This window comes from Massilia sp. IC2-476, from assembly GCF_020707295.1.
Lineage (GTDB): Bacteria > Pseudomonadota > Gammaproteobacteria > Burkholderiales > Burkholderiaceae_D > Telluria.
In genome coordinates this window covers 862,061-884,087 of the sequence record NZ_JAJFER010000002.1, presented here as the reverse complement: position 1 = coordinate 884,087, position 22,027 = coordinate 862,061, and the positions used below count along the sequence as shown (strand labels likewise).

The window sequence follows — 22,027 nt, the reverse complement described above, 5'->3', positions numbered from 1 at the left end:
TATTCCGCATTTCATTTGTGACCCGGAGCTGGATCGGGACTCAACCATTCTGGGTTCCACACGATTCGTTCTCTGTTCGTCAATTAACACTTTACTAGCGCGCCGAAACAATCGGCGCGCCATCGTCACGCTCAGGCGGCAACACGCGCCGCGCCGCCGGGCGCACGTCCCAGCAATTCGGCGGGGACGGCCTCCGGCCCTGCTTCCGCTTCTTCGTCCTGCTGGGCGACGAAGGCTTCGTAGGCGCGGCGCAGGCCGTCCTGCAGTGGCGTGCTGGCGCGCCAGCCGAGCGCGGCCAGCTTGGAGACGTCGAGCAGCTTGCGCGGCGTGCCATCCGGCTTGGAAGCATCGAACACGATGTTGCCGCGGTAGCCGACGGTCTCGCCCACCAGGCGCGCCAGTTCGGCGATGGTGACGTCCTGGCCGGTGCCGACGTTGATGTGGGAATGCATGGGGTCGGTATTCGCCGCATACACCTCGCAAGGCAGGTTCATCACGTAGACGCTGGCGGCCGCCATGTCGTCCACGTACAGGAACTCGCGCATCGGCTTGCCGCTGCCCCAGATCACCACTTCCGGCGCATCGTTGACGCGCGCTTCGTGGAAGCGGCGCAGCAGGGCCGGGATCACGTGGCTGTTCTCCGGGTGGTAGTTGTCGCCCGGGCCGTACAGGTTGGTTGGCATCACGCTGCGGTAATCGGTGCCGTACTGGCGGTTATAGCTCTCGCACAGCTTGATGCCGGCGATCTTGGCCATCGCATACGGTTCGTTGGTCGGCTCGAGGATGCCGTTCATCAGGTATTCCTCGCGGATCGGCTGGGCCGCCAGGCGCGGGTAGATACAGGAAGAACCGAGGAACAGCAGCTTGTTCACGCCGGCACGCCAGGCCTCGTGGACCACGTTGGCCTGCACCATCATGTTGTCGTAGATGAACTCGGCCGGATAGGTGTTGTTGGCATGGATGCCGCCCACCTTGGCCGCCGCCAGGTAGACCTGGTCGATGTGTTCGGTACGGAAGAACTCGCGCACCTGGGCCTGGTCGGTCAGTTCCAGTTCGGCATGGGTGCGGGTGACGATGTTGGTGTAGCCCTGGGCGCGCAGGACGCGCACGATGGCCGAGCCGACCAGGCCACGATGGCCGGCGACATAGATGCGAGGCTGATTATTCAACACATTTACTCCAGTGAAAGTGCGACGTTGTAGCCATGCGAGGCGAGGAGTTTGTGGCGGCGCGCCGTGTCGAGGTCGTGCGCCACCATCTCCTTCACCATCGCTTCGAAACTGGTTGTCGGTTCCCAGCCGAGGCGCTCGCGCGCACGGCCCGGGTCGCCCAGCAGGGTCTCGACCTCGGTCGGACGAAAATATTGCGGATCCACCGCCACGATCGGCTGGCCGACCACGACGCCGGGGGCGTGTTCGCCGTGCACGGCGGCCACCAGGCCCCGCTCCTCGACGCCCTGCCCCTGCCACGCGATCTCGATGCCGAGCTCGCGCGCCGCCACCTCGACGAAGTCGCGCACCGAATACTGGCGCCCGGTGGCGATCACGAAGTCTTCAGCCTTGTCCTGCTGCAGCATCAGCCATTGCATCTGCACGTAGTCGCGCGCATGGCCCCAGTCGCGCAGCGCATCGAGGTTGCCGAGGAAGAGCTGGGGCTCGAGCCCCTGGGCGATGTTGGCCAGCGCACGCGTGATCTTGCGGGTGACGAAGGTCTCGCCGCGGCGCGGGGATTCGTGGTTGAACAGGATGCCGTTGCAGGCATACATGCCGTAGGCCTCGCGGTAGTTCACGGTGATCCAGTAGGCGTACAGCTTGGCCACGGCGTAGGGACTGCGCGGATAGAACGGGGTCGTCTCGCGCTGCGGCGTTTCCTGCACCAGGCCATACAGTTCGGAGGTCGAGGCCTGGTAGAAGCGGGTCTTTTTTTCCAGCCCCAGCAGGCGGATCGCTTCCAGCAGGCGCAGGGTGCCGATGCCGTCGACGTCGGCCGTGTATTCGGGCGATTCGAAGGACACCGCCACGTGGCTCATCGCGCCCAGGTTATAGACTTCGTCGGGCTGCACTTGCTGCAGGATGCGGGTCAGGTTGGAAGTGTCGGTGAGGTCGCCGTAATGGAGGATGAAGCGCGGATTGTCGGCGTGCGGGTCTTCGTAGATATGGTCGATGCGCCCGGTGTTGAACAGCGAGGCGCGGCGCTTGATACCGTGGACCTCGTAGCCCTTCTCCAGCAGCAGCTCCGCCAGGTAGGAACCATCCTGGCCGGTCACGCCGGTAATCAGTGCTTTCTTCATATTCTTTTCCCGTGCGGAACAGACGAATCCCGTCCCGGCAGTTGCAAACTCATCAACGATTCTACGCAGCTGGCATGGTCACGCAAGCAAGATAGCAATCGTGCGCGTTGCTTTTAAGTCGGCTCTAAGCGAATTGTTTCCAACTCGAACTTAAAGTGTTTTCACTGGTAAATAACTGCATATTGCGAGCAGTTAATTACTTTTCGATGCAGCCGAACACCCTCGACTTTCCAGCTGTCCGACACCGGAATGCATGGCCGGGTTCAATGCGCGCAGAGTGCACGCTCAGTGTGCGTTCTCCCGCGTCAGCACTACCTTAACCGTCTTCACGATGATCCACAGGTCGAGCCACAGCGACCAGTTGCGCAGGTAATCAAGGTCGTACTGGATGCGCGCTTCCATCTTGTCGAGCGTGGCCGTCTCGCCGCGCAGGCCGTTCACCTGGGCCCAGCCGGTGATCCCCGGCCTGACCTTATGGCGCAGCATGTAGCCCTTGATCAGCTTGCGGTACTGCTCGTTGTGTGCCACGGCATGCGGTCGCGGTCCGACCAGGCTCATGCGTCCCTGCAGCACGTTGATGAACTGCGGCAGTTCGTCGAGCGAAGTGCGGCGCAGGAAGCCGCCGATTCGGGTCACGCGCTGGTCGTTCTTTTGCGCCTGCACCACGTTCGGACCATCCTCGGTGACGGTCATCGAGCGGAACTTGTAGACGTAGATCTCTTCGCCATACAGGCCGTAACGGCGCTGGCGGAAGATGATGGGACCGTTTGATGTCAGCTTGACCGCGATGGCGATCGCCACCATCAGCGGCGCCAGCAGCAGCAGGATGATGCTGCCGATCAGGATATCGCTGCCGCGCTTGATCACGCTGTTGAAGCCCATGAACGGCGTTTCGCTGATCGCGATCACCGGCATGCCGCCCACGGTGTCGAAGCGCGCCTGCATCAGGTCGAACACATAGACGTCCGGCAGGAAGTAGACCGAGGCGGTGGTGTCCTTCAGCTCGTCGATCAGCTTGCGGATGCGCGGCTGGGCCGAGATCGGCTGGCTGATGAAGATCATCTTGATGTTGTGCTGGCGCACGTAGTGGCAGACGTCGGCCATGCCACCGAGCACCGGGTGGCCGACTCCGCTCGGGCGGCGCTCGTCGTTGCGGTCTTCGAAAAAGCCGCAGACTTCCATGAACAGGTTCGGGTGGCGCTCGCAGACCTTGGCAAACTTGATGCCGACGTCGTTGATACCGACCACCACGATCGAGCGCACTTCGCGCGAACGGTCGCGGCTGCCGGTAGCCTTGCGCACCGCCAGGTGGCTGACCAGGATGGTCACCGGCGTCGCGATGAACCAGGCCAGCAGCACGCGCTCGTCGTAGAAATATTTCAGGCCGCTGGCCGAGCCCAGGAAGTACAGCACGGCGATGGTCAGGCACCAGCCGAACACGGTATCGCGCGCATAGGCCAGCATGCGGCCGCTGCGCCAGGTGCGGTAGGGATCGACGTGCTGGTAGACCGAGGTGGAGATGAAGAAGGCCAGGATCATCAGCACCAGCGAGTATCCGGAGAACGGCTCACCGTAGTACAGCGTCGCGAGATACAGGGTCCCCATGATGATCAGGGGATCGAGCACGCGCTGGAAAAAGGAAATGATCGGGATGTCGTTAACCGTCATAAGTCGCTTCGTGAAACCTGCTTCAGAACAGCACGTTCGCGTTCACCATCACGGTGTTGGCGTCAAACTTGCCCAGGTTCAGGGTCTGCGAACCGCTGCGCGACTGGTGCTGCCAGCCGGCCGACACGGCGATCTTGCGCTTGACCTGCCAGGTGGCGCGCAGGCTGGCGGTGCGGAGCGAGTCTTCCAGCGAGTCCGAGCCGGCAAAGGCGCGCCGCGGCTCGAAGGCGCGCTGCTCGTAGGCGGCGTTGGCATCGACCTTGATCTTGCCGGTGGCCTGCCAGCTGGCGCCGACGCTGGCGCCGCGGTTCAGCGTATAGCTGACGATGCTGCTCTCGATCGGGGCGAACTCGCGCCATACCGAGGCGTTGTAGGTGACCTTGCCGCGCGGCTGATAGAAGCCGTTCAGGCGGCCGTTGAAGCCGCTGGTCTTGCCTTCGCCGAACGAGGGCTGTTCGCGCCGCACGTAGCCGCCCAGGGCCTGCAGCGTGGTGGAACCGGTGGCGTACCAGTTGACGCGCACCTTCAGTTCGTCCTGGGTGAAGTCGTCGGTGAGGCCGCCCGGGCTGGAGGGGCGGCGGAACGGGTATTCGCCCTTGACCCGGCGCGCTACCAGGCCCACCGAGTTGCGGGTGCGCGGCGTGTACAGCAGTTCCAGTTCCGCGGCGCGCTCGGTGCGATTGTTCCAGCGCTGGGTCAGCAGCTCGTATTCGTAGCGCTCGCGGGTAAAGCCGGTGCGTAGCTTCCAGCTCGGGTGCATCTTCCAGCCGGCATCGAACCACTGGCGACGGCGCTCGCGCACGTTGCGCTCCTCGCTGAAGAAGTCGGTGTACGAGGACAGCGAGCGGTCGTACAGGGTACCGGCCTGCCCTTCGAACTTGTTGCCCAGTTCCCAGAACCAGGTGGCCTGCATGTCACGTCCGTTGTAGTCGAGCTGCTTGAAGAAGTCGAAGTCGACCTTCGAGGCCTTGGCCACCACCGCCACGCGCTGGCGGCTGATGCGCTTGTTGTAGACGACGCCTACCTCGGTCTGGCGCCAGCGGTCGCTGCGCTTGCCCTGGAAGGCGGGGCGGTTATCCGGCACCCGCAGCAGGTTGTCGTCATAGCCCCAGCCGATGCCACCGTAGAGCTTGAGGCCTTCTTCCTGCTGGGCCGTATTCTGCGCCGCAGCGTGCTGGAGCGGGAGGATGAACAGTGCGCCGAGCAGGGCCGCCAGCGGGCGCAGTGTGTAAGGGCGTGAATGCATCATGTTGTTCGTCTTATCAAGAGTCATTGCGCTTGGAATATGAAGCCTGTGCTTACCAGAACGCCCAGCTGCCGGTCGCGACCACCCAGACCCCGAGCAGGCCGTTGGTGACAGCGTGGGCGATTACCGCGGACCAGAGGTTGCGGTGACGCATGTACAGGAGGCTGTAGGCGACGCCGGCGACAATGCCGGCCAGCCAGAGGTTGTGCTCGAAGCCGAACAGGACGACCGAGACCAGGAAACCCTTGATGCCCACGCGCGCCGGGTCCAAAGCTTCGAAGTCGGCGGCATCGACCCAGCGCATGACGAAGGAGCGCCAGAACAGTTCTTCCATGACGGGCACCACCAGCGCTGCGCCGGCGATGCGGATGAGGATCAGGAGCCAGTCGAGTTCGCCGTTGGTGCGCGGGTCGTAGCCCGGGCTCGAGCCGACCGTCATCCAGGGCGCGTCGAGATTCACCCACAGCACCAGCACCAGCACGCCGACCAGCAGCGCAAGCAGCAGCTGCTTCAGGCCAGGGAGCGGCGCGCGCAGCTCGTGGTAGCTGCGCCAGTTGACGCCCAGCAGCAGCGCGACGACGGCGATCTGCACCGGGTACAGCCAGCGCAGGTCGGCACGGGACATGCCCGTGCGTTCAAGCATGTCACCGAGGATGATGAAGAAGATGTAGGCGCCGAATGGCAAGATGCGCGCCCAGGCGGCGCGGCTGAAGAGGGGTGCGTCGACCGGGAACGCGGGAGGTGCAGTTGGAGCGGTACGTGGATCGTTATGCTCGGTCATGTCCCGGTCTGGTCCTTTCCTTGCAGGCGCTTGGCCTGCCCCGTTCGTTACGCTACTCGCCCCTTGCGCGGGCTTCGATGCGCTCCCAGCGATCGAGGGCGTCGAGCAGCAGGTCGTCGATCTCGGCATGACGCTCGCTCAGACGGCGCGCGTCACCGGGATTCTGCTTGTAGAAATCCGCCGAGTTCAGCTGGGCTGTAATGGCGGACTGCTCATCTTCAAGAGTGGCGATCAGCTGGGGAAGTTCCTCCAGTTCGCGCTGTTCCTTGTAGCTCAACTTTACCTTTTTACCAGTCCCGCTCTGTGCGGTAGATGACATTTCACCAGCTTTGGCCGCGGGCTGCGTGGGGCTGGCCGATGCGGCTTGTACGGCCTTTTGTACCACGGACGCGGGCCTGGCCGGCTCGCTCGCACGCGCACGCTCCCAGTCCGTGTAGCCACCGACGTATTCACGCCACAGACCGTTTCCTTCGGCCACGATTACCTGGGTCACGACGTTGTCGAGGAAGGTGCGATCGTGGCTGACGAGGAAGACGGTGCCCGAATATTCCTCAAGCAATTCCTCGAGCAGTTCGAGGGTTTCGATGTCGAGGTCGTTGGTCGGTTCGTCCAGCACCAGGCAGTTGGCCGGCTTGGCGAACAGGCGCGCCAGCAGCAGGCGGTTGCGCTCGCCACCGGAGAGCGACTTCACCGGCGAGCGCGCGCGTTCCGGCGCGAACAGGAAGTCGTTCAGGTAAGTCATCACGTGCTTCTTCTGGCCATTGATTTCGACCCAGTCGCTGCCCGGCGAGATGGTGTCGGCCAGGCTCGCCTCTTCGTTGAGCTGGGCGCGCATCTGGTCGAAATAGGCCACGTTCAGCTTGGTGCCCAGCTTGGCCGTGCCGCTGTCGGCGGTCTCGTCGCCCAGGATGATCTTCAGCAGCGTGGTCTTGCCGGCGCCGTTCGGTCCGATCAGGCCAACCTTGTCGCCACGCATGATGGTGCCGGTGAAGTTGCTGATGATGACTTTCTCACCGTACGACTTGGAAATGTTTTCCAGCTCGGCGACGATCTTGCCCGAGCGCTCGCCGGTGCCGACGTCGAGGCGTACCGTGCCCTGCTGCTCACGGCGTGCCGCGCGCTGCAGGCGCAGCGCCTCCAGGCGCCGTACCCTGCCCTCGTCGCGCGTACGGCGTGCCTGCACGCCCTTGCGGATCCACACTTCTTCCTGCGCGAGAAACTTGTCGAACTTGGCGTTCTCGACTTCCTCGTTGGCCAGCAGTTCGCGCTTGCGTTCCTGGTAGGTCGAGAAGTTGCCCGGGAAGGACAGCAGGCGGCCGCGATCGAGTTCGATGATGCGGGTGGCGACATTGTCGAGGAAGCTGCGGTCGTGGGTGATGAACAGCACCGAGCCGCGGAATTCGCGCAGCAGCCCCTCCAGCCATTTGATAGAGGTGAAGTCGAGGTGGTTGGTCGGTTCGTCGAGCAGCAGCACGTCGGGTGCGGACACCAGGGCCACGGCCAGCGCCACGCGCTTCTGCATCCCGCCCGACAGCGTGCCCATCTTCGCGTCGCGATTCAGGCCGAGGCGGTCGAGCGTAGTGTCGACCTTGTGCGCCAGGTTCCAGCCATCGATGGCATCGAGCTTGAGCTGGATCTCGTGCATGCGCTCCATCAGCGCCTCGTCGTTGTCGCCGCCGAACTGGCCGGTCAGCGACTCGTACTCGGCCAGCATGGCCTGCTGGTCACCCATGCCGGCCGCCACCGCGTCGAACACGCTGGACTCGGGATCGAACACGGGCTCCTGCTCGACGTAGGCGATCTTGACGCCCTGCTGCATGACCAGGAGGCCATCGTCGAGTTTGGAGCGGCCGGAGATGATCTTCAGCAGCGAGGACTTGCCGGTGCCGTTACGGCCGATCAGGCCGACGCGTTCGCCGGTCTCGAGGGAAAAGTCAGCGTGGTCGAGCAGCGCGACGTGACCGAAGGCCAGTTGCGCGGAAGTGAGGGAAATGACAGCCATGATCCGTGAACCCGCCCGCCACCAGGGGCGACAGACGCAAAATGTTGAAAGAAGCGTGCATTGTACCGACTGGCGCGCCTGGGGCGTAACTGAAGCACTACACAACGCAATATCTGTCCACGGAAACGTTTTTCCTGCAGAAAAATAATGCTAATGTGATTGCTTTCACCACGCGAGGACGATCATGTTCAAGAAACTGGCAGCGGAAGCACTGGGCATCAGCGATATCGGCGTCATCGTCGGGCCTGCGGACTACAACAAGGTCGACGCCGACGATTACCTGTTCAGCGAAGACGGCGAGCAGATCTTCTTCCTCATCAAGAGCAAGAAGGACGAATACTGCTTCACCAACCTGGCGCTGATCCATGTCGACGGCGATTCGGCGGTGTCCTCGAAGCGATCGATCAAGCGCTACGACTACGCCTCGCACCAGGTCTCGAAGGTCAGCATCGAGACCGCCGGCACGCTGGACATGGACGTCGAACTCAAGTTTGACATCGACAACATCCGCTTCTCGATCGACATCAAGAAGACCTACATCGAACAGCTGAAGGACATCTACAAGGCCCTGATCACGATCGGCAAGCAGCAGCACCGCGACGCCGTGTGCCGCGACAATGCCCTGCGCACGCTGGATGCGACGGCCTCGGTGCACAAGCTGAACCTGGCGCCGGGCGAAGGTGGTCTGGTTGCCTCGTACGGGCAGCTACTGAGCGCGCTGAACACGGCGATGCTGGAGACGCATACCAAGCGCGACTTCAGTGACGTGTTCACCAAGTACATTCATAACTGACGTTCGCCGGCCGGAACGTCTGATCTTCCCGGCCGGATCTGTCGAGCGTCCGCTATCGGCCAATAGCGGTCATTGAGCACAACTGAAGAGGCCATAATTTTTGAACCGTTAGATTCAATTATTGATGCGGCGGAAAAGCACGAGTTCATGCTATTTCGCGACCGGGGAACCAACTCGACGAGATACAGGACTTAATTTCTTGGGACCGCCATGGGGATTTTGCTATTGTTTATCGGGGTGTTTGGCGCGGTCTACCTAGCCGCGCACCTCGTTGGTCGCGCTTGGCCTGCGTTTGGTAATTTATTGCACAGCCAGAAGTCGTGGGTAAGCTTCTTCGTCTTCGTGTTGGCATGCTGGAAGCTTACAGGCGATTTGCACGATGATACTAAAGGCCTTCCACTTGGATTGTTCATCGTTGCGCTGGGCATCAGCTTTCTAGACCAGAAAAAGCGTTTCTGACTAAAAGACCGTATCGCCCATGCAGTTTGCTCCTAGCCTGTCCAGCGTTACGAGCTTCCGGCCCATCCCGATCGCCAAAAGGCGGACGCCCACGTATCGATGACCGCGTGGCCCTAACCGGAACCCTATTTTTCCTCGCGACTGGATACCGTGGAAGTACCTGCCGCGCGAACTCGACTGCCGGAGCGGCATGACATGCCGGTGTCGCCTTTACGAATGGATGCTGGGTGGCGTTTAGCGCGTTCACGAGGGCCTCTGCGAAGACTTTCAGAGCATGATCATACAGGTACGCAGTCGACATATTTTCTGGGAGACTCTCGCTGAATCCTCATAGAAATTTTGTCCAATGATGTAAAATTTATGGAGTGCAATTGATTCCTAGAGAAATTGAACAACCGGAGATCATGGCTATCTTCCGAGCAAGTCGTATAAATTAGGTCTGCTCATCTGTAAGAGTGCTTCGTCCGGTGGATCCGATCTGCTGCTACCTGCGAGACGGCACAATAGCTGGAATTATCAAATACAAGCTGCTGGGGAAGCTCGGTCCTCCGCAACTCCATCTTTAACCTGCAACACAGGCTGCCGCTGGCACTCATTTGACATCATGGGATTTATCAAAGGCACCTTTAACGTTATTAGCAACGTCGCAACCCTTGGAGGCGCATATCGGCTGGAGGAGGCAAAGGCAGCTTACCAGACGAGCTATTCCGAACATGAAAAGCTTTGCAAGGAAACCCGGCGTTTTAAAAAGGAGATTGATACCAACGTCTCCGCGATTGGTGCTTCACTGACCGCGATCCGCCCTCTGTTGATAAAGTGCGGGAAAATTCTGAAGACGACGACACATAACGCGAGCAGCATAGAATTCACCTATACCGTCAAAACCATCAGCAGTGTTGAAAAATTCCACAGTGATTTCAATGCCGCGATTGGCATCGGGGCGGGGACAGCAGCCGGCGGTTCGCTCGCCGTTGGTTCGTGGGCGCTTGTCGGTGCCCTCGGGTCGGCCGGAACTGGCGCCGCCATCTCCGGACTGTCGGGTGCAGCAGCCACCAACGCAACATTAGCCTGGCTGGGTGGCGGCACTCTGGCTGCGGGTGGGGCAGGTGTAAGTGGAGGCATGGCAGTGCTGGGAGGCATAGTCGCAGTCCCACTTATTGCTATCGCTAGCTACAGCACCCACAAAAAGGCAAATGAAATCCACGAAGAAACGGTCAAGCTTGACCGGGTCATCGGCGAGCAGAAAAAACATCTACTTGCCCTGCCGGGTGTGCTGGACATGTCCCACCAGAAAAAGCTTGAAATTACCCGGAACTGCGACGACTTCAGCACTACAGCCACAAGGCTCATCAAGGTTATCCGCCCATTTGGGATTTTAAGCCTACTCAAACAGAAAATCCTGAAACTGCTGCGCCGTGAACCCCTGACACCAACCCAGACTGAAGCGTTCGACCTACTGAGCCGGCAGGTAGCCGGGTTTGTCGGCGCATTCCAGCATAGCGCCACACAGGCCAGCCATCTACAGGTGCCGCTGCGAGTGACCTAACAGGAACATACTGGCATTTCCCTGCTACGGTCTGCAGAGAGTAACGCTACACTTTTCTCTTGCCTCTTCATGGTATTCGCAGTTGACTGCTTACAGAGCCGGCGGTCTATTCACAGGCTAAGTCGAGAATGGAAATTGTCAGGTGTGTCACTAGATTGATTACAGGGTCAAGTCTGACATTCAGACGCAAGCTCAGCGCTTATTCACGAGCTGCGTACGGATGTTCTTGCATATCAGACTTAGCTGACAGTATCCAACAAGCCTAAAGCCGAGTTCGTGTCCGAATGTCAGACCTGACCCCGGTTCTGTGCGACCCCGGTTCTGTGACCCCGGTTCTGGGACGTCGTCAGTCCGCCGCGCCTCGGCCTTCCGCCGTCGCCAGCCACGCCGCCAGCGCATCGGTCTCGACCGGCTTGACGAAGTGCGCATCGAAACCCGCCGCTTCGGTCTCGCGCCGGTCATGTGGCTGGCCGTAGCCGGTCATCGCCGCCAGGCGTACGTCTTCCAGGCCGGGCATCTGGCGCAGGCGGCGCGCCAGTTCCTTGCCGTCCATGCCCGGCAGGCCGATGTCGAGCAGGCAGACCTGGGGCATGACCTGGCGTGCCCGTTCCAGCGCTGCGGCCGCGCTGAACTCGACACAGACGTCGTAGCCGAGCAGGCCGAGGAACATCGCCACCAACTCGGCGGCATCGGTATTGTCGTCGACCACCAGCACGCGCAGCGCGGCGGGAGCAGCCTGCGGTACTACGCCGTCCGCCTGCGTCTGCGCGGCGCCGCCCTGCTCCGGCAGCGGCAGGCTGACGGTAAAGGTGCTGCCGCGCCCTTCTCCCTGGCTGGCAGCGCGCACCGTGCCGCCGTGCAGCTCGACCAGGCTGCGCACCAGCGCCAGGCCGATACCAAGCCCGCCCTGCGCGCGGTCGGAGCTGCGTGTCCCCTGGTGGAACAGCTCGAAAGCGCTGGCGACCAGCTCGGGCGACATGCCGATGCCGTTGTCGCGCACGGACAGCACGGCGCGGCCCTCGTCGATGCCGGCCTTGAGCACGATGTGTCCGCCCGCCGGCGTATAGCGGGCCGCATTGCCGAGGATGTTGGCCAGCACCTGCACCAGACGCTTGCGATCGCCGCGTACACGTATACCGGCGGCGCCGGCCGCCTGCAGCTCGAGCCGGTGCGTCCTGCCCTCGACCAGCGGGCGCACCTGCTCAACGGCGTCGTCGATCACCTGCGCCAGGCTGAGGTCTTCGCGCTCCAGGGTCACGAGTCCGCGGGTGACGCGCGAGACGTCCATCAGGTCGTCGATCAGGCCCGTCATGTGGGCCGTCTGGCGCGAGATCACGGCGCCTACCTGGCGCACGCGCGCCGGGTCCTGCGCCGCCATCGTCAGCAGCGAAGCCGCGGTGGCGATCGGCGCCAGGGGATTGCGCAGTTCGTGCGCCAGCATCGCCAGGAATTCGTCCTTGCGCCGGTCGTTTTCCTGCAGCGCCTGCTGGGTCAGCTTCTGTTCGTGGATATCGGTGCAGGTGCCCATCCAGCGCACGATGCTGCCGTCCTCGGCGCGCACCGGCAGCGCGCGCCCGAGCGCCCAGCGGTAGTGGCCCGAGTGGTGGCGCAGGCGGTATTCGATCTCGTAGGGTTCGCCGGTGCGCAGCGAATGGCGCCACTTGTCCCAGGCTGCCGCCTGGTCGTCCGGATGGAACAGGCCGTTCCAGGCGTCGCCGTCGGTCGAACCGTAGGGCATGCCGGTGAAGGCATACCACTGGTCGTTGTAGTAGTCGTGGAAGCCGTCGGGACGGGTCGACCAGACCGCCTGCGGCATGGCATTGGCGATCACGCGGAAGCGCGCTTCGCTTTCCTTGAGGGCGCGCTCGGCGGCGCGGATGCCGGAAATGTCGAGCACGTAGCTGATGCCTTCGTCCGGATTACCCTCGACGTTCGCGGCGCCGAGGTAGACGGCGGCGCGGCTGCCGTCGCTGCGCAGGTACTCCTTCTCGTAGGGTTCCATCACGCCGGTGGCGCGCAGCTGGGCCCAGCCGCGCTCGTCCGCCTCGCGCCACTCGGGCGGCGTCAATGCCCGCCACGACAGGCCCGCGCGCTCGAACTCTGCGCGCGTGACACCCAGGATGTCGAGGAAGGCATCGTTCGGATCGAGCAGCGCGCCGTCGGCGCGGTACTGCACGATGCCGAGCACGTTCGATTCGGCCAGGCGCCGGAAGCGCGCCTCGCTGCGCTGCAGGCGCGCCTCGGCCTCCTTCTGGGCAGTGACATCGAGCGCGATGCCAGGCAGCCATTCGGGAAGCCCGTCGGCCCCAAACGTCACCTTGCCGCGCGCCTCGACGTGGCGCCAGCTGCCGTCCGCGGCGCGCAGCCGGTAGTTTTCGCTGAAAGCGTCGCCGGTGCTCAGGGCATGCTCGATGTGCGCCCCTACCTTGGCCACGTCGTCGGGGTGGATCGCGGTCAGGTAGGCCTCGATCGGTCCGCCGTCGGCATCCCGGTCCGAGACGCTGTACATGCGCGCCAGGTTGGCGTCCGCATACACGCGGTTGGCGCGGATGTCCCAGTTCCAGGTTGCGACCTGGGCAGCGCCGAGCGCGGCTTCCAGGCGCAGCTGGGCGTCGTGCAGCGCCGCCTCGCTGCGACGCCAGGCGTCGATATCGGTCGTCTCCAGCACCACGCAGCTGAAGCCCAGCACCGTGCCGTCCAGGCGGCGCAGCGGCGAATACGTAAAGGAGAACGAGACCTGCTCGTCGACCCCGTTGCGGGTCACGACGAAAGGAGCATGCGAGAAACTGGTCGGCTGGCCCGCCATCGCATTTGCCACGGCAGGCGCCACGGCCGGATAGGCCTCCGGCCAGACGTGCTCGAACGACTGTGCCAGCGCATGCGGATGGCGCAGCCCCAGGATCGGCACGTAGGCGTCGTTATAGAGGAAGGTTTCGGCCTCGCCCCAGACCATGAACATCGGCACCGCCGCATCGAGCATCTGGCGGAGCGCATACTGCAGCGCCGGTTCCCACCCGGACGGCTCGCCGCAAGGCGCGGCGCGCCAGTCATGAGCGGCCATCAGCATCTCGACGGTATCGGACTTGCCGGCGGGCGTGGGAGCGGTGAGGAACATCGAGCGGGTCCGATTGAATGACGGGCGCCGCCCGGACGGGCCAGCGGAGCGGCAAGTATAGCCGGGCGGGAAAGCGCTTGCCCGGATGGGCGGAGAATGGTGTCGCCAGCAGGAATCGAACCTGCATCTAAGTCTTAGGAGGACCTTGTACTATCCATTGTACTATGGCGACACGCGCAGACCGCTATTGTACCAGTCGTCTTGCCAAAGCAGAACTGCCGTCGTCCCGAAGCATGGCCCACTGTCGAAAAACCTTACAGAACATCTCCTATTAACAGAGGCATCCTTGGCAACCCATTGATTTCCATAAATATTTCTACTATGGCATAAAACTTGCTTTATAGATAGCATAGTTTCTCCATTAGAAATAATATGACAATGAATGCAACCCGCCAAATCGCTTTCGCTGTGCTGTGCTTGCTAGCAGCACTGACTACCCCCGCTGCGCAAGCGGCGCCAATTTTCGCGGTCGACGTCAAGATCGGCGAAGCGAAAATGAACAATTCGAGTGACGCAGCCGAGCTCGACATGCTGCGCAAACTGTCTGGCGACAAGACCCTGTTCCTGAGCGGCAAGGCTGACGCGGACCTCATCAGCGCCAGCGCAGTGCCTGGCATGCCCGGCGCCTGGTTCCTGACCGACCTGACCCAACCAGGTTACTTCGCACTGAAGTTCGGCACCGGCGGCACCAATGCCACCGCGACCACCTTCTTCTTCCGCAACACCGGCAACCTGAGCCAGCTCGTCTGGACCGACGACCAGGTGCAGTTCCTCACTGGCGGCGCCTGCGCGAACAACCAGAGCAAGTGCAATATCGGCCGCTTGAGCCACTACACGACCACCATGGGCGTGTCCTACAACCAGGTCGAGCTGCCGGAACCGGGCGGCATCGTCCTGCTCGGCCTGGGCCTGCTCGCGGCAACGGGTGCACGCCGCCGTCGCGGCTGATGGCTACTTCGGGTCGGCGATCCTGAGCCGGCCCTTCATCGAGGCCAGCAGCCCGATCAGGCTGGCCTTGTCCTCGGCCGGGATATCGGCCAGCATCTCTTCGATCCAGCGCTCGTGGACCGCCGCCATGTCGGCAAAGGCCTTGCGGCCGGCCGGCGTCAAGCGCACCGCCCAGGCGCGCCGGTCCTGCGGGTCGGGCATCCGCTCCACCAGCTTTTCGCGCTCGAGCTGGTCGGTGATGCCGGTGACGTTGCCTCCCGTGACCATCATGCGCTTGGACAGCTCGCCCATGCGCAGGCCCTCGGGATGACGCTCGAGCTGGGCCATCAGGTCGAAGCGCGGCAGCGTGATGCCGAAACTGGCGCGCAGCCGGGCACGGATCTCGTTTTCGATGCGCACCGTGCACGACAGCATGCGCAGCCACAGCTTGAGCGACTGGTGGTGTTCCTGCCGCAAGCGGCTTGCCAGGTCGAGCTCGTCTTCCCTGCCCTGCCCGCCATCCTCGAGATCCGACATGTTTTCCTCAGACCGCATCCAAGCGTAATTTAAACCGTTGCAGTTTACCGGTTTCGGTCCGCGGCAGTTGTTCGCGGAAGCGCACCACGCGCGGGTACTTGTAGGGCGCGATCTGGGCCTTGACGAATTCCTGCAGGGCCAGCGCCGTCTCGCTGCTCGGCGGGACGCCCGGTTTCAGCACCACATGGGCCTCGACCACCTGCCCGCGCTCCTCGTCCGCCCGCCCCACCACGCCGCATTCGGCCACCGCCGGATGGTGCAGCAGCGCTTCCTCGACTTCGGCGCCGGCGATGTTGTAGCCGGCCGAGATGATCATGTCGTCCAGCCGCGAACGGTAGTAGAAGTAGCCGTCGGCATCCATCTCGTAGGCGTCGCCGGTGATGTTCCAGCCACCCTGCACGTAGTTGCGCTGGCGCGGGTCGCTAAGATAGCGGCAGCCGGTCGGCCCTTTCACGGCCAGGCGCCCCACCACGCCCGGCGCTGCCGGCTGTCCGTCCTCGTCGAGGATGCAGGCGAGGTAGCCCGGCACCGGCTTGCCGGTCGCGCCAGGGCGCACGTCGCTGCCGGCGGCGGAGATGAAGATGTGCAGCATCTCGGTGGCGCCGATCCCGTCGATCATCTCGAGGCCTGTCGCAGCCTTCCACGCTTCGCGCGTCGCTACCGGCAGCGCTTCGCCGGCCGACACGCTGCGTGTCAGGCTGGAGAGGTCAAAGCGCGGCGCCAGCTGGGCCATCTGGCGGTAGAAGGTGGGCGCGGTGAAGCACACCGTGGCGCGCCGTTCCTGGATCGCCCCCAAGAGGCCTTCCGGATTCAGTTTTTCGATCAGGACCGCGCTGGCGCCCACCCGCAGCGGAAACAGCAGCAGCCCGCCCAGGCCGAAGGTGAAGGCCAGCGGCGGCGTGCCGATGAACACGTCATCGATGCGCGACTCCAGGGTATAGCGCGGGAAGCAGTCGCAGATCGCCAGCAGGTCGCGGTGGAAGTGCATGGTCCCCTTCGGGACGCCGGTGGTGCCGGAGGTGAAGCTGATCAGGCAGACATCGTCGGCGGCCGTGTCTAGCGCGGCGAAGGGGGCGTCGTGGGCCGCCATGCGCCGCTCCAGTGCATCCGGCGCGTCGGGATCGTCGAACAGGACCAAGGGAAGTCCACCCGGCTCCATCGCATCGACCTCGGCGCGCAGTGCGGCCGCGCACAGGACCGCGTCGACCCGGGCGCGCGACGCGATGGTACCCAGCTCGCGGGCACGCAGCAGCGGCATGGTGGGCACCGCGATGCAGCCGGCCTTGATCACCGCCAGGATGCAGGCTGCCATCATCGGACAGTTGGCGCCGCGCAGCAGCACCCGGCTGCCGGTCGCGAGCTCGAGGTCGTGGTGCAGCACATGGGCGATGCGGTCGACCCGTGCGCGCAGCTCGGCATACGTCAGCCGTTCGCGCGCGCCGATCAGGGCCGTGCGTTCGTCCCAGCCGCGCAGGGTGGCGGCGTCCAACAGCTCGGCCACGCAGTTGAGGCGCGGCGGGTACTGAAGTTCGGGCAGGTCGAAGCGCATTTCCGGCCACTCATCGAGCGGTGGCAGCATGGCGCGGGCGAAGCCGTCGGCATAGCCGGACGGCGCAAGTGCTGCGGAGGCATCGGTCATGTCGGGTCCCTGTGAAAGTCCGGCAGTGGTGCAGCAAGGTCGCGGATTACTTTAAATCTAAAGTAATTGGCCGGCAAGCGAAATCAGGGCTGTGCTTGCGCGCGCGCCTGCTGGCGCAGGACACCGCCCAGGGCCTGGGCCAGCGCGGTCTGGGCGAGCTGCGCATCGTCCTGCGTGCCGGCGCTGCGCAGCCGCGCGGCGCCATCCGCCAGCCCGAGCGTGGCGCAGCCTTCGGCCAGGCGCTCCAGCTGCGCCGAGCGCGCCAGGCTCGGGAGGGACGCGATGGCCGGTCCCGCCTCTTCCAGCTGGCGCTGCAGGCCGCCCAGGTAGAGCAGCAGGCGGTCCAGGCTGACCCCGAGGCGCTGCGCGACCTCGGCCGGGTCGGCGTCGGGCTGCACCAGGCGCGCGAGCTGGGCCCGCACCTGCCCTGCCGCGAAGGGTTTCACGATGTAGCCGTCGGCGCCCAGGCGCCCGGCTTCGGACAGGGTGTCGCCGTCCGAAGCGGCTGAGACCAGCACCACCGGCAGCGCCGCCAGCACGGGATCGGCGCGCACCCGCGCCAGCAGGCCCATGCCGTCCAGGTTCGGCATGCGCAGGTCGCAGAACATGATGCCGGGGCGCAGGCCGTCCGCCAGCATGCGCCAGGCATCCTCGCCGTCCTCCGCCTCCACGATCTCGAATTGCCCGCAGTGGTCGATCTGATGCATCAGCATCATGCGCGCCACCACGTCGTCATCCACCACCAGCACCTTCATCCAGTCCGTGCCCCCATGCCATTGCAACTAGTTGCCATTATAGGCACAGCTGCGCTCAGGGCTGCAGGAAAGCATCGAGCTGCGGCTGGAGCCTCGCCAGGCCGGCCAGCACGCGCGGCAGGTGGCCGGCATCGGCGGCCGCTTCCAGTTCAGCGCACAGCGCGCCCAGGGTGGTTTCGCCGAGGTAGGCGGCGCTGCCGCGCAGGCCGTGCAGCACCCTGCCGGCCGCATCCAGGTCGCCGCTGGCCAGCGCAGCATCCAGTTCGGCGCGGCGGCGCGGCAGGTCGGCGGCGAAGGCGGCGCGCAGGCGGCCGGCCAGCGCATCGGCCGGCTCCTTGGGCGCCGGCGCAGGCGCGGTGGTGACGCCGAACATCGCGTCCAGCACCGCCACCGTCGGCGCCGGTGTCGGCGCAGGCATCGGCGGCAGCAAGATGCCGCGCGCCAGCTGGCGCTCGATGGCGCGCGAGATCTGCTGGTGCAGTGCGTCCTCGTCGATCGGCTTGGTCAGGAAGGCATCCATGCCGCAGGCCAGGTAGCGCGCCCGGTCTTCGCCGCTGGCGTTGGCGGTCAGGGCCACGATCATCAGGTGCGGATCCAGCACCCGCGCCTCGAACGTGCCGCCGGCGCGGATGATGCGGGTGGCGCTGGCGCCATCCATCTCCGGCATGCGCCCGTCCATCAGCACCAGGTCGTAGCGGGTGCGGGCGCAGGCCGCCACCGCCTGGACGCCGTTGTCGGCGATGTCGATCTGGTGGCCCATCTCCTCGACCATGGTGCGGGCGATGATCTGGTTGGTCGGGAAGTCCTCGGCGCACAGGATGCGCAGGCGGTGCGTGTGCGGGGCGCGCTGCGCGCTTTCCACGTGGGCCGGCTCGACGCCGTCGGCCAGCGGCAGCAGCACGCTGAAGGTGCTGCCCTTGCCCTCGAGGCTGTTGACGCCGATGGAACCGCCCATCAGGGCCACCAGCTGGCGGCAGATCGCCAGGCCCAGGCCGGTGCCGCCGTAGCGGCGCGTGGTGGTGGTGTCGGCCTGCTCGAATTTCTGGAACAGGCGCGGCAGCGCGTCGGCCGGGATGCCGATGCCGGTGTCGCGCACCGTGAAGCGCACCATGTTCCAGCCGTCGCCGCGCACCTGGTCATCGCCCCGCAGCTCGACCCCGAGGGTAATCGAACCGGAGCGGGTGAACTTGAAGGCATTACCGACCAGGTTGACCAGCACCTGGCGCAGGCGGGTCGGATCGCCCACCACGAAGCGCGGCAGCGCCTCGTCCACCACGACCTCGAAGCCGACGCTCTTCCCGGCCGCCTGCTCCTCGAACAGGCTGGCCACGTTGCGGATCATGGCATGCAGGTCGAAGTCGATGTCCTCGATGCTCAGCTTGCCCGCCTCGATCTTGGAGAAGTCGAGCAGGTCGTTGATGATCGCCAGCAGGGCCTGGGCGTTGCCCTGGCCGCGCTCGATCTGCTCGCGCGTGGTCTCGCGCAGGCTGCCGTCGCGCAGCGCGAAGCCGAGCATGCCGATCACGCCTGCCAGCGGGGTGCGCATCTCGTGGCTCATGTTGGCCAGGAATTCCGACTTCTGGCGCGTCGCGTCCTCGGCGCGCTGCTTGGCCTGGCGCAGGAATTCCTCGTTCTCCTGCAGCGCGCGGTAGGCGCGCGCCAGTTCGTTGGACTGCTGGCGCACGCGCTGCTCCTGGTCGCGCAGCTCTTCGGTCTGGCGCTCCAGCGTGCGGTTCTGTTCTTCCACCTGCTCGGTGCGCAGGCTGACCTGGCGGGCCAGCTGCTCCTTCTGGCGGCGCAGGCCGGACATGCGCATGCGGTTGGCCGCGTACAGCAGCGCCAGCGCCAGGAACAGGACGATCGCGCGGAACCAGGGCGTGCCCCAGGGCGGCGGCTCGATGGTGATCGCGAGCGCCGCCACCTGGTCGCTCCAGACCCCGTCCTTGTTGGCCGCGCGCAGGCGGAACACGTAGGTGCCGGGGTCGAGGTTGGTGTAGGTGGCGAAGCGCTTGGCGGCGTCGCCTTGCACCCAGTCCTGGTCGAAGCCGTCGAGGCGGTAGGCGAAGCGGTTGCGTTCCGGCGCGGCGAAGTGCAGCGCCGAGAACTCGAGCGAGAACACCGAGGCGCCAGCCGGCAGCGTCACCGTCTCGGCATGCTCGACCGGGCCCTTGAGCACGCCCGGCAGCACTTCCTCGGCCGGCCGGTTGAAGATCGTCAGGCCCGTGATGACGGGCCGCGGCGCCACGCGGTTGTCGCGGATCGCGCGCGGGTCGAAGGCGGTGATGCCGTTGAAGCCGCCAAAGTACAGGGTGCCGTCGGCGCCGCGTACCGCCGCGGCGTCGAAGAAGGCGCCTTCGGTGAGGCCATCCGCCGCCGTGTAGTTGCGCCAGCGCTTGTTGACCGGATCGAAGCAGGACAGTCCGCTGGTGGTGCTGATCCACAGGCGGCCGTCGCCGTCTTCCAGGATCGCCGCCACGGCGTCGTCCACCAGGCCGTCGCGCGTGGTGTAGCGCACGAAGCTCACCGAGCCGTCGGCGGCGGTCACCATGCGGTTCAGCCCCACCGCCGTGCCGACCCAGACGTCGCCGCGGCTGTCCTCGAACAGGTCATGCACTTCGTCGTGGCTCAGGCTGGCCGCATCGTAGGGGTCGTGGCGGAAGTGGCGGAAGCGCCCGCTGGCGGGATCCATCAGGTCCAGGCCGTCGAAGGTGCCGATCCACATGCGCCCGCGCCGGTCCTGCAGCATCGGGCGCACGATGTCGTCGGCCAGGCTGGTCGAGCGCGCGGGGTCGTGGCGCCAGCTCTCGACCGCGCGCGTGCCCGGCGCAAGGCGGTGCAGCCCGCCGCGGGTCGCGATCCAGATGCTGTCGTCCGGCGTGGCGTACAGGGCGCGCACGTTGTTGGCGTCGGCATCGCCCGGCAGCCTGCGGCGCGCGAAGCGTCCAAGGGCCGGATCGAAGGAAGTCAGGCCGGTGCGGCTGCCGATCCACAGCATGCCGGCGCGGTCGCGCGCCAGTGCGGATGCCGGCAGGCCGGCCAGGCTGTTGGGCTTGGCGGGGTCGGGCCGGTACACGGTGGTGTAGCCGGTGGCCGGGTCGATGTGGTTCAGGGCGCTGCCGGTGCCGACCCACAGGCGCTCGTTGTCGCCGCGTGTGTCCATGAGCAGCGCGCGCGCCTTGTTGTCGGCCAGGGTGTTGGGCACGTCGTCGCGGCGCACGATGCGGGCGAAGCCGCCGCTGCCCAGGTCGACCCGCGACACGCCCGCATACCAGGTGCCGACCCAGAAGCTGCCGAGGCGGTCGCGGTACAGCGCCGAGACCTGGTTGTCGCCCAGGCTGTGGCGGTCGGTGACGGCGTGGCGGTGGTTGTCGAAGCGGTCCTCGCGGCCGCGCCAGCGCAGCAGGCCATCGTCGTGGGTGCCGACCCAGATCTCGTTGCCGGCGTCGCGGTACAGGGTAGTGATCCACCACGGACCGACGCCGTCCTGTGCATCGAAGCGCTTGACCTTGCCGGCGTCCGGGCCGGCCAGCGCATGCCGTTCCAGTCCGCCCAGCCGCCCCACCCACAAGCGCTGCTCGCCGTCGATCATCAGGGCGTGCACCGGGTTGCTGCGCGGCCCCAGGCCGGAAGGATGGTGCTCGATCCGCTCGCGTTTAGGGCCGAGGCTGTCCAGTCCCCCGCCGGTGCCGATCCACAGGCGCCCCGTTGTATCCAGCACCAGGGCGTTGACGTTGTCGTCGCTCAGGCTGCGTTCGTCGCCGCGTTCGTGGTGCCAGGTGGTGAAGCGGCGCAGCGCCGTGTCGAAGTACTGCAGGCCGTCGTTGGTGCCGATCCACAGCCCGTCGCCGCCGTCGCCGACGATGGCGTTGATGTGGCGGTTGCCGTTGCCGCGCCTGGCCGTCTCTTCCGGCACGAACAGGGTGAAGGACTGGGTCGCCGGGTCGTACAGGTTGAGGCCCCCGTCGGTGCCCAGCCACAGGCGCCCGTGGCGGTCCAGGTGCAGGACCCGCACCCAGCTGTTCGACAGCGAATTGGGCTTGCCCGGTACGCTGCGGTAGTTGATGACGCGGTAGCCGTCGAAGCGCGACAGGCCGTTCTGGGTGCCGAACCACATGAAGCCGTCACGGTCCTGCAGCACGGCCAGCACGGTTTCCTGGGGCAGGCCCTGGCCCACCGACAGGTGCTCGAAGCGCAGGGTCGGGCGTGGCGGGCCGGCCAGCGCGCCCGCGCACACGGCCAGCAGCAGCATGCTCGCCAGGAGTCTACACC

Annotated in this window: 14 protein-coding genes, 1 tRNA gene and 1 pseudogene; 4 read left to right on the top strand and 12 right to left on the bottom strand. The window is 65.1% G+C overall.

Features of this window, described 5'->3' with window-relative positions:
- Positions 1-131: 131 nt before the first annotated feature.
- From LK539_RS08820 to LK539_RS08795, 6 genes are all read right to left on the bottom strand, one after another.
- Positions 132-1,169, bottom strand: a complete 1,038-nt coding sequence (locus LK539_RS08820; protein ID WP_227800524.1) for a GDP-L-fucose synthase — start codon at positions 1,167-1,169, stop codon at positions 132-134.
- Positions 1,170-1,174: 5 nt separating this feature from the next.
- Positions 1,175-2,290: a GDP-mannose 4,6-dehydratase gene (gene gmd / locus LK539_RS08815; RefSeq protein ID WP_227800523.1), complete on the bottom strand. Its 1,116-nt coding sequence runs from the start codon at positions 2,288-2,290 to the stop codon at positions 1,175-1,177.
- A 285-nt stretch (positions 2,291-2,575) separates the two neighbouring features.
- Positions 2,576-3,958, bottom strand: a complete 1,383-nt coding sequence (locus tag LK539_RS08810; protein ID WP_227800522.1) for an undecaprenyl-phosphate glucose phosphotransferase — start codon at positions 3,956-3,958, stop codon at positions 2,576-2,578.
- 22 nt (positions 3,959-3,980) lie between these two features.
- Entirely contained in the window at positions 3,981-5,207 is a 1,227-nt protein-coding gene (gene epsL, locus LK539_RS08805; protein WP_227800521.1) for an XrtB/PEP-CTERM-associated polysaccharide biosynthesis outer membrane protein EpsL, read from the bottom strand.
- A 49-nt stretch (positions 5,208-5,256) separates the two neighbouring features.
- Positions 5,257-5,985, bottom strand: a complete 729-nt coding sequence (locus tag LK539_RS08800; RefSeq protein ID WP_227800520.1) for a CAAX prenyl protease-related protein — start codon at positions 5,983-5,985, stop codon at positions 5,257-5,259.
- A 52-nt stretch (positions 5,986-6,037) separates the two neighbouring features.
- Complete coding sequence (locus LK539_RS08795; protein ID WP_227800519.1) at positions 6,038-7,987, bottom strand: ATP-binding cassette domain-containing protein; 1,950 nt, start codon at positions 7,985-7,987, stop codon at positions 6,038-6,040.
- A 184-nt stretch (positions 7,988-8,171) separates the two neighbouring features.
- Between LK539_RS08795 and LK539_RS08790 the strand changes: the two genes are divergently transcribed.
- The 3 genes and pseudogenes from LK539_RS08790 (at position 8,172) to LK539_RS08780 (ending at position 10,785) form a co-directional block, all read left to right on the top strand.
- Complete coding sequence (locus LK539_RS08790; protein WP_227800518.1) at positions 8,172-8,780, top strand: PH domain-containing protein; 609 nt, start codon at positions 8,172-8,174, stop codon at positions 8,778-8,780.
- Positions 8,781-9,310: 530 nt separating this feature from the next.
- Positions 9,311-9,474, top strand: a pseudogene (locus tag LK539_RS08785) (transposase); the annotation flags it as partial.
- A gap of 369 nt (positions 9,475-9,843) precedes the next feature.
- Positions 9,844-10,785, top strand: a complete 942-nt coding sequence (locus LK539_RS08780) for a hypothetical protein (protein ID WP_227800517.1) — start codon at positions 9,844-9,846, stop codon at positions 10,783-10,785.
- 346 nt (positions 10,786-11,131) lie between these two features.
- Here the strand turns inward: LK539_RS08780 and LK539_RS08775 are convergent, their stop codons facing one another.
- Both LK539_RS08775 and LK539_RS08770 read right to left on the bottom strand, forming a co-directional pair.
- Positions 11,132-13,900 carry a PAS domain-containing protein gene (locus LK539_RS08775; RefSeq protein WP_227800516.1) on the bottom strand — a complete coding sequence of 923 codons (2,769 nt, stop codon included), beginning with the start codon at positions 13,898-13,900 and terminating at the stop codon, positions 11,132-11,134.
- 97 nt (positions 13,901-13,997) lie between these two features.
- Positions 13,998-14,072 (bottom strand) — tRNA-Arg (locus LK539_RS08770).
- 323 nt (positions 14,073-14,395) lie between these two features.
- Here LK539_RS08770 and LK539_RS08765 point away from each other — a divergent pair.
- Positions 14,396-14,848, top strand: a complete 453-nt coding sequence (locus LK539_RS08765; protein WP_227800515.1) for a PEP-CTERM sorting domain-containing protein — start codon at positions 14,396-14,398, stop codon at positions 14,846-14,848.
- A 3-nt stretch (positions 14,849-14,851) separates the two neighbouring features.
- Here LK539_RS08765 and LK539_RS08760 read toward each other — a convergent pair whose 3' ends face one another.
- From LK539_RS08760 to LK539_RS08745, 4 genes are all read right to left on the bottom strand, one after another.
- Positions 14,852-15,364, bottom strand: coding sequence for a MarR family winged helix-turn-helix transcriptional regulator (locus LK539_RS08760; protein WP_227800514.1), 513 nt, complete (start codon positions 15,362-15,364; stop codon positions 14,852-14,854).
- Between the two features lie 7 nt (positions 15,365-15,371).
- The gene (locus tag LK539_RS08755) at positions 15,372-17,003 is read right to left on the bottom strand and encodes an AMP-binding protein (protein ID WP_227800513.1); all 1,632 of its coding nucleotides are present in this window, start codon (positions 17,001-17,003) and stop codon (positions 15,372-15,374) included.
- Positions 17,004-17,086: 83 nt separating this feature from the next.
- Complete coding sequence (locus LK539_RS08750; protein ID WP_227800512.1) at positions 17,087-17,785, bottom strand: response regulator; 699 nt, start codon at positions 17,783-17,785, stop codon at positions 17,087-17,089.
- Between the two features lie 28 nt (positions 17,786-17,813).
- Positions 17,814-22,007, bottom strand: a complete 4,194-nt coding sequence (locus LK539_RS08745; RefSeq protein WP_227800511.1) for a two-component regulator propeller domain-containing protein — start codon at positions 22,005-22,007, stop codon at positions 17,814-17,816.
- Positions 22,008-22,027 lie beyond the last annotated feature (20 nt).

Excerpts from the sequence above, each read along its gene's own strand:
- gmd (WP_227800523.1), bottom strand. The coding sequence starts at position 2,290 with ATGAAGAAAGCACTGATTACCGGCGTGACCGGCCAGGATGGTTCCTAC.
- LK539_RS08810 (WP_227800522.1), bottom strand. The coding sequence starts at position 3,958 with ATGACGGTTAACGACATCCCGATCATTTCCTTTTTCCAGCGCGTGCTC.
- epsL (WP_227800521.1), bottom strand. The coding sequence starts at position 5,207 with ATGATGCATTCACGCCCTTACACACTGCGCCCGCTGGCGGCCCTGCTC.
- LK539_RS08800 (WP_227800520.1), bottom strand. The coding sequence starts at position 5,985 with ATGACCGAGCATAACGATCCACGTACCGCTCCAACTGCACCTCCCGCG.
- LK539_RS08795 (WP_227800519.1), bottom strand. The coding sequence starts at position 7,987 with ATGGCTGTCATTTCCCTCACTTCCGCGCAACTGGCCTTCGGTCACGTC.
- LK539_RS08790 (WP_227800518.1), top strand. The coding sequence starts at position 8,172 with ATGTTCAAGAAACTGGCAGCGGAAGCACTGGGCATCAGCGATATCGGC.
- LK539_RS08780 (WP_227800517.1), top strand. The coding sequence starts at position 9,844 with ATGGGATTTATCAAAGGCACCTTTAACGTTATTAGCAACGTCGCAACC.
- LK539_RS08775 (WP_227800516.1), bottom strand. The coding sequence starts at position 13,900 with ATGTTCCTCACCGCTCCCACGCCCGCCGGCAAGTCCGATACCGTCGAG.
- LK539_RS08765 (WP_227800515.1), top strand. The coding sequence starts at position 14,396 with ATGAACAATTCGAGTGACGCAGCCGAGCTCGACATGCTGCGCAAACTG.
- LK539_RS08760 (WP_227800514.1), bottom strand. The coding sequence starts at position 15,364 with ATGTCGGATCTCGAGGATGGCGGGCAGGGCAGGGAAGACGAGCTCGAC.
- LK539_RS08755 (WP_227800513.1), bottom strand. The coding sequence starts at position 17,003 with ATGACCGATGCCTCCGCAGCACTTGCGCCGTCCGGCTATGCCGACGGC.
- LK539_RS08745 (WP_227800511.1), bottom strand. The coding sequence starts at position 22,007 with ATGCTGCTGCTGGCCGTGTGCGCGGGCGCGCTGGCCGGCCCGCCACGC.